We start from the raw sequence: 13099 nt of genomic DNA on the forward strand, positions 1-13099 counted from the left end.
AGGGCGGCGGGTTCGCCGTGTACGAGGAGGCCCGCGCGCTGCTCGACTGGGGCTTCGCGGCAGCCGGTCAGGTGGATCCGGTGGGCTCGCTGGACGGGCTGCGTGCCGGGTCCCGGTCCTCGACGTCCGTCCCCGTCGCGGCGGCCACGTCCCCCGAGCGGGACGACGACTCGGACTGGTCGCCCGCGGCCGTCACGGGTCTCGCCGGGCTCGGCGCCGGGGCCGTGTGGCTGGCCATGCGGGCCAAGGGCGGCCGGGCCGAGCGCGACTGACCGACCGGCAGCGCCAGCAGCAGGCCCAGCGTGACCCACGTGTAGATGTTGCTGCCGAGGAAGCCGTCGATACCGGAGGCGTCCTCGAACCAGAGCCACACCACGCTGGTGCACAGCACCGCGTACAGGGCGCCTGCGAGACGCGGGTGCCCGGCCCGCGCCAGCACCGCGAAGGACGGCAGCAGCCACACCAGGTGGTGCACCCAGGTGATCGGGCTGACCAGACAGGCCGCGGCGCCGGTGAGCGCGAAGGCCGCCGTCCAGTCCCCGGACGCCACCGCCCTGCTCGCGCGCCACGCCCACACGCACAGCGCCAGCAGGACCACGGCGCCCCACAGCGCGCGGTCCGGGTCGCCGAGCCGGGCCAGGACGCCCTGGAGCGACTGGTTCGAGACGTAGTCGAGGCGGCCGACCCGGCTGGTGTCCCACAGCGCGTGGGTCCAGTAGAAGCGGGAGGCACGCGGATCCGCCCAGGCGGCCAGTCCGGTCGCCGCGAGCGCCACGGCGGTCGCCACTCCGGCCGCCCGCCACCGCCGGGCGAGCAGCAGCAGCCCGATGAACAATGCGGGCGTGAGCTTCACCGCGGCGGCGAGTCCGATCCCGGCGCCGGCCCAGCGGCCCCGCCCGGTCGACAGCAACCAGCAGTCGCCCAGGACCAGGGCCAGCAGCACCACGTTCACCTGGCCGAAGCTGAAGGTGTCCCTGAGCGGCTCGAACAGCGCGAGCACACACAGCGCCAGCGACCAGCGGAACCAGCCGTGGCGCCGCCAGCCGGACCCGGCCAGGATCCGCAGGACCACCGCCAGCGCGGCCAGGTTCACCAGCAGGGAGGCCACGATCGCGGCGTGCCGGCCGAGCGGCGCCAGCGGCAGCATGGCGAGCGCGGCGAACGGCGGATACGTGAAGCCGTACGACGTCCCCGGCACCTTGTAGTCGTAGATCCGGCCGCCGTGGTGCACCCACATGTGCACCGTGCCGTAGTAGACGCGCAGGTCGAAGAAGTCCCGCAGCAGTGGCACGGTCGCCGTGAACGCGGTGACCGCGGCGACGAGGGCCAGTACGAGCAGGGCGCGCCCCCGGTCGGTGCGCGGCAGCGAAAGCCCCGTCATGCCGTGCGTCCCGTCGCCGGTGCCTGGGCGGTCAGGTGGGCCTGCCACAGCACGACCACGCCGAGCACTCCGCCGGAGACGGCGAGGACCAGCTGGCCGGCATCGGCCGGGCCGCCGCTGGGCAGCACCGCTAGGGCCAGGACGCCCGCCAGGGCCGCCACCCGGTGCCGTACCGAGGTGTCCGGCGCGGCGGCCGCGATGAGGAACAGGCCCCACAGCACGTACCAGGGGCGGATCGCCGGGCCGAACACGGCCACCGCGAGCAGGCTCAGGCCGAGGGCGTACACCGGTCGCAGGCGCAGCCGGAGCCATATCAGCGCTATGGCGATCGCGGTGGCCGCGAGCCCGAACAGATGCCAGGCAGGCACGGCGAGCGGGGCCAGGTCGCTGCCGAGGCGGTCGAGCAGGGCGCCGGTGGCACGGCCGAGCAGACTGGTGATCGCCCAGTTGTGCGGGGAGACCGGCGTGTCCAGGGCGTGGATCCAGCCGTAGCCCGTTCCGGCCACGGCGGTCGCGAAGACCGTGGTCGCCGCGGAGGCGGCCGCCGTGGTGAGGACGGCCCACAGCGGGGTGCGGCGAGTGCGGATCTGCAGGGCCACCACCGCGAGCAGGCCGAGCGCGGCGGGCGCCTTGACCAGCGCGGCCAGTGTGACCAGCACGGCCCCGAGGACGGGCCAGCGGCCGCGTGCGGCGACCAGGCCGAGCCCCAGCAGGCCGAGCATGATCGCGTCGTTGTGGGCGCCCGCCACCAGGTGCAGCAGGACCAGCGGGTTGAGGGCGCCGAGCCACAGCGCGGCGGCCGGGTCGGCGCCGCTGTGCCGGGCCAGGCGGGGCAGTGCCGCCGCCATCAGGGCCACACCGAGCAGGGCCATCAGGCGCATGCCGAGCAGGCCCGCGGGCAGTTCGCCCCGGGTCAGGCCGGAGAGCGCGGAGGCCAGCCCCAGGAAGGCGGGACCGTACGGGGCGGCCGTGTGCTGCCACACCGGCGCCACCTCGTCCGCGAGCGGGCCGCCGAGCTGCGCGGGCCCCTGGGAGTACACGTCCATGTGGGCGTCGACCATGGCTCCCTGGGCGAGGTAGCTGTAGACGTCCCGGCTGAACAGCGGAGGCGCGAGCAGCAGCGGGGTCGCCCAGACGGCCAGGACCGTCAGCAGGGCCCGCTGGGTGGGCGGTTGCGGACCGCGCACCAGCCGGCCGAGGAGCACCCAGGCCGCTATCAGCAGTACGACGCCGAAGTAGACGCCGACCAGCCCCAGCGCGGCCTGCGCGGAGGCGGGTGCCAGGAGGTCCTGCACGGGCAGTGCGCCCGCTGTCTCACCGCCCAGTGCCAGGAAGGCGGTACCGGCCAGGCCCAGCACCTGGCAGCGGCGGAGATCGAAGGGGAAAGCCATGGCCAACACTGGCTCAGCGTGTCAACACGGAATGGCCGGAAGGAGACGCTCCGATCACCAACGGGCGGCCTGCATGTGACTGGTGCGTGAGAAGTGCTGCTCAGTCGGGTGCGGCGTGGTCGGCCGACTGCTCAGAACACGGACAGTCCGGTGAGGGTCGTGAACCGGTCCAGGGCCGCCACGCCCGCCACCGAGTTGCCCCGCTCGTCCAGCCCCGGGCTCCACACGCACAGCGTGCAGCGGCCCGGGACGACCGCGATGATCCCGCCGCCGACGCCGCTCTTGCCGGGCAGGCCGACGCGGTAGGCGAAGTCGCCGGCCGCGTCGTACGTCCCGCAGGTCAGCATCACCGCGTTGACCTGTTTGGCCTGGCTGCGGGTGAGCAGCCGGGTGCCGTCGGCGCGGATGCCGTGCCGGGCCAGGAATCCGGTGGCCAGGGCGAGGTCGGCGCAGGAGGCGGCGACGGAGCACTGCCGGAAGTACTGGTCGAGCAGGACCGGCACCGGGTTGTCGATGTTGCGGTAGGACGTCATGAAGTGGGCGAGGGCGGCGTTGCGGTCGCCGTGCGCGGTCTCCGAGGCGGCGACGTCCAGGTCGAAGTCCAGGGAGGGGTTGCCGCTCTCGGTCCGCAGGAAGGCCAGCAGTTCCCCGGCCGCGTCGCCGGTACGCGTTTGCAGGCGGTCGGTGACCACGAGCGCGCCCGCGTTGATGAAGGGATTCCGCGGGATGCCGTTCTCGTACTCCAGCTGCACCAGGGAGTTGAACGGGTTGCCCGAGGGCTCGCGGCCCACGTGCTCCCAGAGTTCGTCGCCCTCGCGGGCCAGGTCCAGGGCGAGCGTGAAGACCTTGGTGATGGACTGCGCGGAGAACGGCTCCCGCCACTCCCCCACCCCGTACACCGTGCCGTCCAGCTCGGCGACGGCCATGCCGAAGCTGCGCGGATCGCGGGCCGCGAGGGCGGGGATGTAGTCGGCGGGACGCCCGCGGCCGGGCGTGCGCTCCATCTCCTCGGCGATGCGCTCCAGGACCGGCAGGAAGGTGAGGGACGACGTCGTTGTCATGATCACCATTCTGCCTCCGGGCCGGTCCCGGTGCGCAATCGCGTCCGTGTCCGTGCAGGTCAGGCCGCGGGTGCTCCGCTGCCCGCGACGATCTCGGGGCGCAGCAGGTCGGCCAGCCTCTCGGCGGGCAGCAGGCCCTTCTCCAGGACGAGTTCGGCCACGCCCCGGCCGGAGGCGAGGGCCTCCTTGGCGATGTCGGTCGCGGCCGTGTACCCGATGTGCGGGTTGAGCGCGGTGACCAGGCCGATGGAGTTCTCGACGGTCGCGCGCAGCACCTCGGTGTTGGCGGTGATGCCGTCCACGCAGCGCGCGGCCAGGGTGAGGCAGGCGCTCTGCAGATGGGTGATGCTCTCCGACAGGGAGTGCAGGATGATCGGCTCGAAGGCGTTGAGCTGGAGCTGTCCGGCCTCGGCCGCCATGGTGATGGCGACGTCGTTGCCGATCACCTCGAAGGCGACCTGGTTGACGACCTCGGGGATCACCGGGTTGACCTTGCCCGGCATGATCGACGAACCGGCCTGCACCGGCGGCAGGTTGATCTCGCCCAGGCCCGCACGCGGCCCGGAGGAGAGCAACCGCAGGTCGTTGCAGCTCTTGGAGAGCTTGACCGCGATCCGCTTGAGCACGCCGGACATCTGCACGAAGGCGCCGCAGTCCTGGGTGGCCTCGACCAGGTTGGCCGCGGTGACCAGGGGCAGCCCGGTGATGTCGGCCAGATGCCGGCGGGCGGCCTCGGCGTATCCGGCCGGGGCGTTGAGGCCGGTGCCGATGGCCGTGGCGCCCAGGTTGATCTCATGGATCAGCTCGACGGCCTCGGCGAGCCGGCTGCGGTCCTCCTCGATCATGACGGCGAATGCCGAGAACTCCTGACCGAGCGTCATCGGCACCGCGTCCTGCAACTGTGTACGGCCCATCTTGAGCACGTCACGGAACTCGACGGCCTTACGGGCGAAGGCGTCCTGCAGTACGGACATCGCCTTGAGCAGTCCACGTACTGCGAACACCGTCGCTATCTTGACGGCGGTCGGGTAGACGTCATTGGTCGACTGGCCCAGGTTGACGTGCTCGTTCGGGTGCAGAGAGGTGTACTGGCCCTTCGCGTGCCCCAGCAGCTCCAGCGCGCGGTTCGCCACGACCTCGTTGGCGTTCATGTTGGTGGACGTGCCCGCGCCGCCCTGGATGACGTCCACGACGAACTGGTCGTGCAGCTTGCCGGCGCGGATCTCGCGGCAGGCGGCGACGATCGCCGCGGCCTTCTCCGGCGCCAGCAGGCCGAGCTCCTCGTTCGCGAGGGCGGCGGCCTCCTTGACGGCGGCCAGGGCGTCGATCAGGTGCGGGTAGGCGGAGATCGGGGTGCCGGTGATGGGGAAGTTCTCCGTCGCGCGCAGGGTGTGAACACCCCAGTACGCGTCGGCGGGGATGTCGCGGTCGCCGAGCAGGTCGTGTTCGCTTCGGGTGAGCGCGGTCATGAGGTACGGGTCCTCTTTCTGAGGGGGTGAGGGTGAGCGCGCCCCAAAGGGGCGCGGGGAACTGCGCGACCAGCCACAACGGATCCGCAGATCGGATACGGCCGAACGAGCGGAGCTACACGCAAGCGGTCAGCGGAACCGGGTCCAGTGCGCGCACCGGACGCACACATCCCACCGGCTCCCCACCACCGAGCAGCGGCTCACCCGCGAACTCGGTCAGCAGCTCGGGGTCGACGCCCGCGCGAGCGAGCGCCGCCGCGGCAACCGGAACACGCGCCCGATTCGCCCCGTCGGCGATCTTGACGGCGATCGCGCGGCCGTCGGGCAGCGCGGCCACCTGAACGCCCTCGAAGCCGTCCTTGGCGAGCAGCCCGGGCACGGCCCGCATCAGCGCGGCGACATCACGGCCGGAGCCGGAGGCAATCTCCGCGTGCTCGCGCATCGCGTCGGCGACCCGGGCCTCGGGCGTGCCCGGCGCCGCGGTGGTGATGCGGGCGGCGGCACGGGCGAGGCCGTGCAGGGAGATGGAGAAGAGCGGCGCGCCGCAGCCGTCCACGGTCACCTGGGCCACGCGCTGGCCGGTCAGGTCCTCGACGATCTCGGCGATGGCCTGCTGGAGGGGGTGCGCCGGGTCCAGATAGTCCGTCAGGGACCAGTTGTTGAGCCTGGCGGTCCACAGCATCGCCGCGTGCTTGCCGGAGCAGTTCTGGGCGAGGCGGGAGGGCAGTCGGCCCTCGCGGATCCAGGCGTCCCGCACGACCGGGTCGTACGGCAGGTCGGGGACGTTGCGCAGGTCGTCCTCGGCGAGGCCGGCGAGTTCGAGGATCCGCCGGGTGCCGGCGAGGTGGCGCTCCTCGCCGGAGTGGCTGGCGGCGGCCAGGGAGAGCAGGTCGCCGTCGAGCGGCAGCCCGGCCCGCAGCATGGCCACGGCCTGGACGGGCTTGAGGGCCGAGCGCGGGTAGAACGCGGCCTCGATGTCGCCGAGCTGGAACTGGACCTGGCCGTCGGCGCCGAGGACGACGACCGAACCGTAGTGGATGCCCTCGACGACCCCGCCGCGGATGAGGTGGGCGACGGGGGCGTGGAGGGGCTCACGGACTATGGGTGCGTCCGCAGGGGAACTGCTGTACATCACTGCCTGCTGGTCGGGGAGCGCCGCGTGGGTCACGCATCGGCTCCGGTGGTGGACTTGCGCGCTATGCGGCCACGGATGGCGTACCAGCCCGCGACCAGCGCTGCGACGATCAGCGGCAGGCACAGCACGGTGGTGCGTCCGGCGCCGCCGTCGGCGTACATGAGGACCAGGACGGAGGCGAGGAAGGCCAGCGTCACGAGTTCGGTCCAGGGGGAACCCGGCAGCCGGTAGGACGGCCGCGCGAGTTCGCCCTTCTGGGTCTTCCGCCAGAAGAGCAGGTGACAGAGCATGATCATGCCCCAGGTGGCGAGGATGCCGATCGCCGCGAAGTTCAGGACGATCTCGAAGGCGTCCGCCGGGACCACGAAGTTCAGGCCGACACCGAGGACACAGATACCGCTGGTGAGCAGGATCCCGCCGTACGGGACCTGGCTGCGGCTCATCTTCGCGGTGAACTTCGGGGCCGAGCCGTTCACCGCCATGGAGCGCAGGATGCGGCCGGTGGAGTACAGGCCGGAGTTGAGCGAGGACATGGCCGCGGTGAGCACGACCAGGTTCATCACGCCGCCCGCCGCCGGGACACCGATGTGGGACAGGACGGTCACGAAGGGGCTCTCGCCGGCGCTGTACTTGTTCCAGGGCAGGAGCATCGAGAGCAGGACGACCGAGCCGACGTAGAACAGGCCCACGCGCCACATGATCGAGTTGATCGCCTTCGGCATGATCTTCTCGGGGTTCTCGGTCTCGCCGGCGGCGACACCGACCAGCTCGACGGAGGCGTAGGCGAAGACGACGCCCTGGATGATCAGCAGCATGGGCAGCAGGCCGTTCGGGAAGACGCCGCCGTTGTCGGTGATCAGGGAGGGGCCGGGGGTCGCGCCGTCCACGGGGTGCTGGGTGACCAGCAGGAAGATGCCGATGCACATGAAGACGACCAGCGCACTGACCTTCACGATGGCGAACCAGAACTCCAGTTCGCCGAAGATCTTCACGGAGATGAGGTTCACCGTGAGGACGACGCCCAGGGCGATCAGCGCGATCACCCACTGCGGGATGTCGGAGAACATGCCCCAGTAGTGGGTGTAGGTGGCCACCGCCGTGATGTCGGCGATGCCGGTGGTCGCCCAGTTGAGGAAGTACATCCAGCCCGCGGTGTAGGCGCCCTTCTCGCCCAGGAACTCCCGGGCGTACGACACGAAGGCGCCGGAGGACGGGCGGTAGAGCACGAGTTCGCCGAGCGCGCGGACGACGAGGAAGGCGAAGACGCCGCAGACGGCGTACGCGACGAACAGGGAGGGACCGGCGTCGGCGAGCCGGCCGCCCGCGCCGAGGAAGAGGCCGGTGCCGATGGCACCGCCGATGGCGATCATGTTGACGTGCCGGGACTTCAGGGACTTGCTGTAGCCCGTGTCTCCGGCGTCGACATGGGGGGACGAGGGGCGCGTCTCGTCTTTGAGGTGCTGCTCGCTCACGCCTCGGGTCCGCCTTCCGTGGGGAGGTCCGTGCGCCCGGGGCGCACGATGTCGGTGAGGGTCGTCTCGACGCGGTCGAGGTGATGGCTCATCGCCTCGACGGCGTCGTGCTCGGAACCGTCGATCAGCGCCTCGACGATCGCCCGGTGCTCGCGGTTGGACTGCTCTCGGCGCCCGCCCAGCTCGTTGAGGAAGGCCGACTGACGCGCCAGTGCGTCGCGGATCTCCTCGATGACCCGTCGGAAGACCGGGTTCTGGGCGGCCTCGGCCACGGCGAGGTGGAAGAGGGTGTCCATCGCGACCCACGCGGTGGTGTCCGTCTCCCGCTCCATGCGGTCGAGGAGGTGGGCCAGGTGGTCCAGGTTCTCCGGGCTGCGGCGCAGGGCCGCGTATCCGGCGACCGGGATCTCGATGTGGCGGCGCACCTCGAGCAGGTCGTTGGCGGTGTAGTCGCCGAAGGTGGGGTCCTCGACGGCGTTCGCGACGACGAAGGTGCCCTTGCCGGTCCGGGAGACCGTCAGGCCCATCGTCTGCAGGGCGCGCAGCGCCTCGCGGAGCACGGGCCGGGACACCTCGAGGGTGCGGCACAGCTCGGCCTCGGAGGGGAGCTTGTCGCCTATGGCGTACTCGCCGCGTTCGATGGCGCCGCGGAGGTGGCCGAGGACCGCTTCCATGGCGCTGACGCGCCGCGGGGTCCGACCACCTGTCTGGCTGTCTGACAGGTTCACGGGAGCGATCCTGCGGGTTGCGTCAGGGAACTGTCAAGACGTCGCGTAAGGAAACATTCACGGGGTGCGGCGCCTGAATGCAGGCATCCGCACCCCGTGGGTGATCAGAGGCTTCGCTCAGCTGTTGAGGGTGCCGGTGGCGAGCAGGCCGAGGAGCGCGATACCGACGACGATCCGGTAGATCACGAAGGCGTTGAAGGAGTGCTTGGCGACGAACTTCAGCAGCCAGGCGATGGAGGCGTAGGCGACCACGAAGGACACGATCGTGCCGGCGGCCAGCGGGGCGGCGCCGACGCCCGCGCCGAGTGCGTCCTTCAGTTCGTAGATGCCGGCGCCGGTCAGGGCCGGGATGCCGAGGAAGAAGGAGAGGCGGGTGGCGGCGACGCGGTCCAGGTCGAGGATGAGCGCGGTGGACATGGTGGCGCCGGAGCGGGAGAAGCCGGGGAAGAGCAGGGCGAGGATCTGCGAGCAGCCGACCAGCATCGCGTCCTTGAAGGAGGTGTCGTCCTCACCGCGCTTGTGCCGGCCCATCTGGTCCGCCGCCCACATCACGACGGAGCCGCCGATCAGGGAGCCGGCGACCACCCAGAGCGAGGCGAGCGGGCCTTCGATCAGCGGCTTGGCGGCCAGGCCCACCAGGACGATCGGGATGGTCGCGGCGATCACCCACCAGGCGAACTTGTAGTCGTGGTGGTAGCGCTCCTCGCGGTTGGTCAGACCGCGGAACCAGGCGGAGACGATCCGCTTGATGTCCTTGAAGAAGTACACGAGCACGGCGGCGATGGCGCCGACCTGGATGACGGCGGAGAACCCGACGACGGACTTGTCGTCGACCGGGATGTTCATGAGCCCCTCGGTGATCTTGAGGTGGCCGGTGGAGGACACGGGGAGGAACTCGGTCACCCCCTCGACTACTCCGAGGACGACGGCCTGACCGACGGAGATGGCGCTCATGCGGATCCAGTTCTGAGGAAAGTTGGTCGACAGTGCTGTAGACAGTACTCACTATGCCCGGCCGGACGCCAAGCGCCTAGCCCCAGAGGGCCCCGGCGAGGGACACACCCGCGAAGGCCGCCGCGAGTCCCGCCACGACGCTCGCGACGGCATTGGCGGCAGCGTAGAGCCCCGCACCGGCCTCGGTCAGCCGCAGGGTCTCGTAGGAGAAGGTCGAGTACGTCGTCAGCGCCCCGCACAGCCCGGTGCCGATCAGCAGCTGCACGTGCTGGCCTGCGGCTCCGGCGGAGACCGCGCCGGTGAGCAGGCCGAGGATCAGGCAGCCCGTGACGTTCACCACGAAGGTGCCCCAGGGGAAGAGCGAGTCGTGTCTGGCCTGGACGGCGCGGTCGGTGAGATAGCGCAGGGGTGCGCCGACCATGGCCCCCAGTACGACCAGCAGCCAGTTCACAACGACCTCTTACCCTTCGGATCCGGCCTGCCCGGTCCTGAGCCGCGCCCCACGTACCGGATGACCTCGCACTCCTCCAAGGTCACGAGCCCTTCGCCGACCAGCTCGTCCAGCTGCGGCAGGAACGCCCGGACCCGCTCCTCGGTGTCCACCACGACGATCGCCACGGGCAGGTCCTCGCTCAGGGACAGCAGCCGGGAGGTGTGGACGCGGGAGGAGGCACCGAACCCCTCGATGCCCCGGAAGACGCTGGCTCCGGCGAGTCCGGCCGCGTGGGCGCGGTGCACGATCTCGGAGTAGAGGGGCCGGTGGTGCCAGGTGTCGTCCTCGCCGATGTAGACGGTCAGCCTGAGGGCCCGGCCGGTGGGTGCGGTCATCGCTGCCTCCGCGTGAACACCAGGCGGGCGGCGACCGAGGCCAGCCACACCGCCGCTAGGGCCGCGAGCAGGGTCGCGGCGAGATAGGCCAGCCCGGTGCGGGGGTGGCCGGCGTCGACCAGGTTGCGGATGTCGACGGCGTAGGTGGAGAAGGTGGTGAAGCCGCCGAGCACGCCGGTGCCGAAGAAGGGGCGCAGCAGGCGGTGGGCCGCCCACACGTCGGTGATCAGCACCATGAACACGCCGATCACGGCGCAGCCGATGACATTGGTCCAGAAGGTCGCCCAGGGGAAGCCGCCGGGTGGCGTCGGCCAGGCCAGGGCGAGCGCGTAGCGGGCCGTCGCGCCGAGGGCGCCGCCGACGGCGACGACCGCGACGACGGGGGCCTGGCTGCGCCACTCGGGCCGCCGCGGACGCGCGGGGCGGGTACGGAGGCTCTCGGCCTCCGGGGCTGTCATGCTCGTACGTCTCCTGTTCGCCCCTGCCCCGACGGGTGATCACGTTCGAGCACCAGGGTACCGCCGTGTCACCCGGCACAGGTCAGCGCGCGGACCGCGGGGCCGGGCTCTCGGCACGAGCCGTTTGCGACGCGGGCGGCGGTTTTCACCAGCCCTTCTCGAACATCCTGGCCACCTCGGCGATGCGGATCTCGTCGCGCCGGTAGTGGGTACGGCAGCGGATCCGGTGGGTGCGCAGCAGGCCGAGGCGGCAGAGGAAGTCGAGGTGGACGGCGGCGGCCCTGCGGGAGACGCCGAGCTTGGCGGCCACCGCCCGCGCGGTGACGCCGGTCTCGGCCGGATCGCCGTGGCGCCGCCCCGCCGGGAAGTGGGCCTCCGGGTCCTTGAGCCAGTCCAGGATGTCCTGCCGCGTGCTGCCCGCGGGGTTCCTCATCATCCGTCTCGCCTCCGTTCCCGGCCTCTCGTGCGCCGTCTTCCCACTCTCGCGCAGCCGAAGCCGTCCCGTACCGGACTCCGCCGCCCTTGTCCGGTACAGAACGGCCGTTCCCGCCGGACCCGTTCACGGGAACGGCAAGGGGCCCGGCCGTCCCCTATTACGGCCGGGCCCCGTCAGGGGTGGTTCAGCGGTGGCTGAACCACGTCATGGAGGAGAGCGCCTTGTCGTCGTAGCCGAACAGGGCCTGGTTCTCCCATCCGTTGCCGGAGGTGGCGTCGGTCGGGTCCCAGCCGTTGCCGGTGACGGCGGTCCAGGTGGCCTCCCAGTAGAAGGCGCCGAGGCCGCGGCCGTTCGGGACGGCCTCCACGATGCTCGCCACGTCGTTCATCCACTTGGTCTGGCCGGCCACGGTCGCCGGGTAGCCGGAGACCAGCTCGCCGGTGGTGTCGATCTGGTTGACCAGGGAGTCGTCGCTGTCCAGGCGGAAGGGGTAGGCCGTCTCGGCGACGAACACCGGCTTGCCGTAACGGGAGGCCGCGTCGTCGAGCGTGGTCTGGAAGTCGGAGAGCGGGCCGTGCCAGTAGCCGTAGTACGACAGGCCGATCGCGTCGAACTTCACGCCGCCCGCGACCGCGTTGTCGAACCACCACTCGGTGCCGGCCTTGTCCCCGCCCTTGGCCAGGTGCAGCGCGACGACCGTGGACGAGTTGACCGCCTTGACGGCGTCGTAGCCCGAGTTGATCAACCCGGCGAGCCGGCTCCAGTTGTCCGTCGATCCCTCGGACCACAGCATGCCCCCGTTGATCTCATTGCCCACCTGGACCATGTCGGCGGTGGTGCCTTGAGCCTTCAACGCGTTCAACACGTCGTACGTGTGGTTGTACACGTCCGTCCTGAGCCGGCTGTACGAGTGCCCCGCCCACGCGGCCGGCTTGGTCTGGGCGCCCGGGTCGGCCCAGGTGTCCGAGTAGTGGAAGTCGACCAGCAGCTTCATGCCCTGCGCCTTGATGCGCTTGGCCATGGCCAGCACGCGCGTCTTGTTGTTGTAGCCGTCGGCCGGGTTCACCCAGACCTTCAGGCGCGCGTAGTTCATGCCGTACGACTTCAGGACGGCGAGGGCGTCGCCGGTGGTCCCCGAACCCGTCTTGTAGACACCGCCCTTGGCCTCGCCCTTGGCGAGGGAGGAGATGTCGGCGCCATGGATGGATGTACCCGTGGTGCCGGACGTGAAGGTCAGGTCGTCAACGTTGATCCAGTTGCCGGCGTTCGCGTCACTGTTGATGCTGATGGTGCACTGGTTGTTGGTCACGTTGATCGGGGTGACGATACGGATCCACCCGCTGGACGAGATCGGCAGATCCGTGCGCTGTTCGGAACTCCCGCAGTTCTTGAGCGCTATGTAGGCGGCGTTCTGCCCGCCGCTGGAGCGGACCCAGGCGGTGAGGGTGTAGTTCCCGTTGGTCAGCCCCGACAGGTACTGGTACATCTCCACCTTGTAGGCGGCGGACGAGTAGTGCGTCAGACGGTAACTCCCCGCGTGGCCGCCGGACTCGGTGTACGAGGCGCCGGTGTCGCCGTACTCCGACCAGCCGGCGGGCACGGCCACACCCGAACCGTCCGACTCGAAGCCCCCGTTGGTCAGGGTGCTCGCGGCCCGGGCGCTCTGGGCGGGCAGGGCGGTGAGGGCGAGTCCGGCCGCGAGCGGCAGCAGCAGGGCCCCGATGGTGCGTCTGGGATGGAACATCATCGTCCGTCGTCCCTTCGACATGACTGGGTTGGGGGTGCC

Annotated in this window: 13 protein-coding genes; all 13 read right to left on the reverse strand. The window is 70.9% G+C overall.

What is annotated here, in order from left to right; genetic code table 11:
• Positions 1–67 precede the first annotated feature (67 nt).
• The 13 genes from ACZ5DS_RS38850 to ACZ5DS_RS38910 all read right to left on the reverse strand — a co-directional run bounded on the left by ACZ5DS_RS38850 (position 68) and on the right by ACZ5DS_RS38910 (position 13057).
• Positions 68–1381 (reverse strand): glycosyltransferase family 87 protein, encoded by a 1314-nt coding sequence (locus ACZ5DS_RS38850; protein WP_468248249.1) that lies wholly within the window; start codon positions 1379–1381, stop codon positions 68–70.
• On the reverse strand, positions 1378–2772 hold the full coding sequence (gene mptB / locus ACZ5DS_RS38855; RefSeq protein ID WP_468248251.1) for a polyprenol phosphomannose-dependent alpha 1,6 mannosyltransferase MptB: 1395 nt from the start codon (positions 2770–2772) through the stop codon (positions 1378–1380). Before mptB ends, ACZ5DS_RS38850 begins: the two co-directional genes overlap by 4 nt.
• A gap of 131 nt (positions 2773–2903) precedes the next feature.
• Positions 2904–3842, reverse strand: coding sequence for a glutaminase (locus ACZ5DS_RS38860; protein WP_468248254.1), 939 nt, complete (start codon positions 3840–3842; stop codon positions 2904–2906).
• 50 nt (positions 3843–3892) lie between these two features.
• A complete protein-coding gene (gene aspA, locus ACZ5DS_RS38865; protein ID WP_468248256.1) occupies positions 3893–5302 on the reverse strand; it encodes an aspartate ammonia-lyase in 1410 nt (469 codons plus the stop codon).
• Positions 5303–5417: 115 nt separating this feature from the next.
• Entirely contained in the window at positions 5418–6434 is a 1017-nt protein-coding gene (locus ACZ5DS_RS38870) for an asparaginase (RefSeq protein WP_468248336.1), read from the reverse strand.
• A gap of 32 nt (positions 6435–6466) precedes the next feature.
• Positions 6467–7909 (reverse strand): amino acid permease, encoded by a 1443-nt coding sequence (locus ACZ5DS_RS38875; RefSeq protein ID WP_468248258.1) that lies wholly within the window; start codon positions 7907–7909, stop codon positions 6467–6469.
• Positions 7906–8583, reverse strand: a complete 678-nt coding sequence (locus tag ACZ5DS_RS38880; RefSeq protein WP_468248338.1) for a FadR/GntR family transcriptional regulator — start codon at positions 8581–8583, stop codon at positions 7906–7908. Before ACZ5DS_RS38880 ends, ACZ5DS_RS38875 begins: the two co-directional genes overlap by 4 nt.
• A 171-nt stretch (positions 8584–8754) precedes the next feature.
• The gene (locus ACZ5DS_RS38885; protein WP_468248261.1) at positions 8755–9591 is read right to left on the reverse strand and encodes an undecaprenyl-diphosphate phosphatase; all 837 of its coding nucleotides are present in this window, start codon (positions 9589–9591) and stop codon (positions 8755–8757) included.
• A 76-nt stretch (positions 9592–9667) separates the two neighbouring features.
• Positions 9668–10042: a fluoride efflux transporter CrcB gene (crcB, locus tag ACZ5DS_RS38890; protein WP_468248263.1), complete on the reverse strand. Its 375-nt coding sequence runs from the start codon at positions 10040–10042 to the stop codon at positions 9668–9670.
• Positions 10039–10419, reverse strand: a complete 381-nt coding sequence (locus ACZ5DS_RS38895; RefSeq protein ID WP_468248265.1) for a DUF190 domain-containing protein — start codon at positions 10417–10419, stop codon at positions 10039–10041. Before ACZ5DS_RS38895 ends, crcB (ACZ5DS_RS38890) begins: the two co-directional genes overlap by 4 nt.
• Positions 10416–10877: a fluoride efflux transporter CrcB gene (gene crcB / locus ACZ5DS_RS38900; protein ID WP_468248268.1), complete on the reverse strand. Its 462-nt coding sequence runs from the start codon at positions 10875–10877 to the stop codon at positions 10416–10418. The genes ACZ5DS_RS38895 and crcB (ACZ5DS_RS38900) overlap by 4 nt, the downstream gene beginning before the upstream one ends.
• A 145-nt stretch (positions 10878–11022) precedes the next feature.
• Positions 11023–11313, reverse strand: a complete 291-nt coding sequence (locus ACZ5DS_RS38905) for an ArsR family transcriptional regulator (RefSeq protein ID WP_468248270.1) — start codon at positions 11311–11313, stop codon at positions 11023–11025.
• Positions 11314–11497: 184 nt separating this feature from the next.
• The gene (locus tag ACZ5DS_RS38910) at positions 11498–13057 is read right to left on the reverse strand and encodes a glycosyl hydrolase 53 family protein (RefSeq protein WP_468248341.1); all 1560 of its coding nucleotides are present in this window, start codon (positions 13055–13057) and stop codon (positions 11498–11500) included.
• Between the last annotated feature and the right edge of the window lie 42 nt (positions 13058–13099).

Source organism: Streptomyces sp. NPDC031100 (assembly GCF_055570785.1).

Coding starts and splice junctions, on each gene's coding strand:
- ACZ5DS_RS38895 (WP_468248265.1), bottom strand. CDS start 10,419: ATGACCGCACCCACCGGCCGGGCCCTCAGGCTGACCGTCTACATCGGC.
- ACZ5DS_RS38870 (WP_468248336.1), bottom strand. CDS start 6,434: ATGTACAGCAGTTCCCCTGCGGACGCACCCATAGTCCGTGAGCCCCTC.
- aspA (WP_468248256.1), bottom strand. CDS start 5,302: ATGACCGCGCTCACCCGAAGCGAACACGACCTGCTCGGCGACCGCGAC.
- ACZ5DS_RS38885 (WP_468248261.1), bottom strand. CDS start 9,591: ATGAGCGCCATCTCCGTCGGTCAGGCCGTCGTCCTCGGAGTAGTCGAG.
- ACZ5DS_RS38905 (WP_468248270.1), bottom strand. CDS start 11,313: ATGATGAGGAACCCCGCGGGCAGCACGCGGCAGGACATCCTGGACTGG.
- ACZ5DS_RS38860 (WP_468248254.1), bottom strand. CDS start 3,842: ATGGTGATCATGACAACGACGTCGTCCCTCACCTTCCTGCCGGTCCTG.
- mptB (WP_468248251.1), bottom strand. CDS start 2,772: ATGGCTTTCCCCTTCGATCTCCGCCGCTGCCAGGTGCTGGGCCTGGCC.
- ACZ5DS_RS38850 (WP_468248249.1), bottom strand. CDS start 1,381: ATGACGGGGCTTTCGCTGCCGCGCACCGACCGGGGGCGCGCCCTGCTC.
- ACZ5DS_RS38910 (WP_468248341.1), bottom strand. CDS start 13,057: ATGTTCCATCCCAGACGCACCATCGGGGCCCTGCTGCTGCCGCTCGCG.
- crcB (WP_468248268.1), bottom strand. CDS start 10,877: ATGACAGCCCCGGAGGCCGAGAGCCTCCGTACCCGCCCCGCGCGTCCG.
- ACZ5DS_RS38880 (WP_468248338.1), bottom strand. CDS start 8,583: ATGGAAGCGGTCCTCGGCCACCTCCGCGGCGCCATCGAACGCGGCGAG.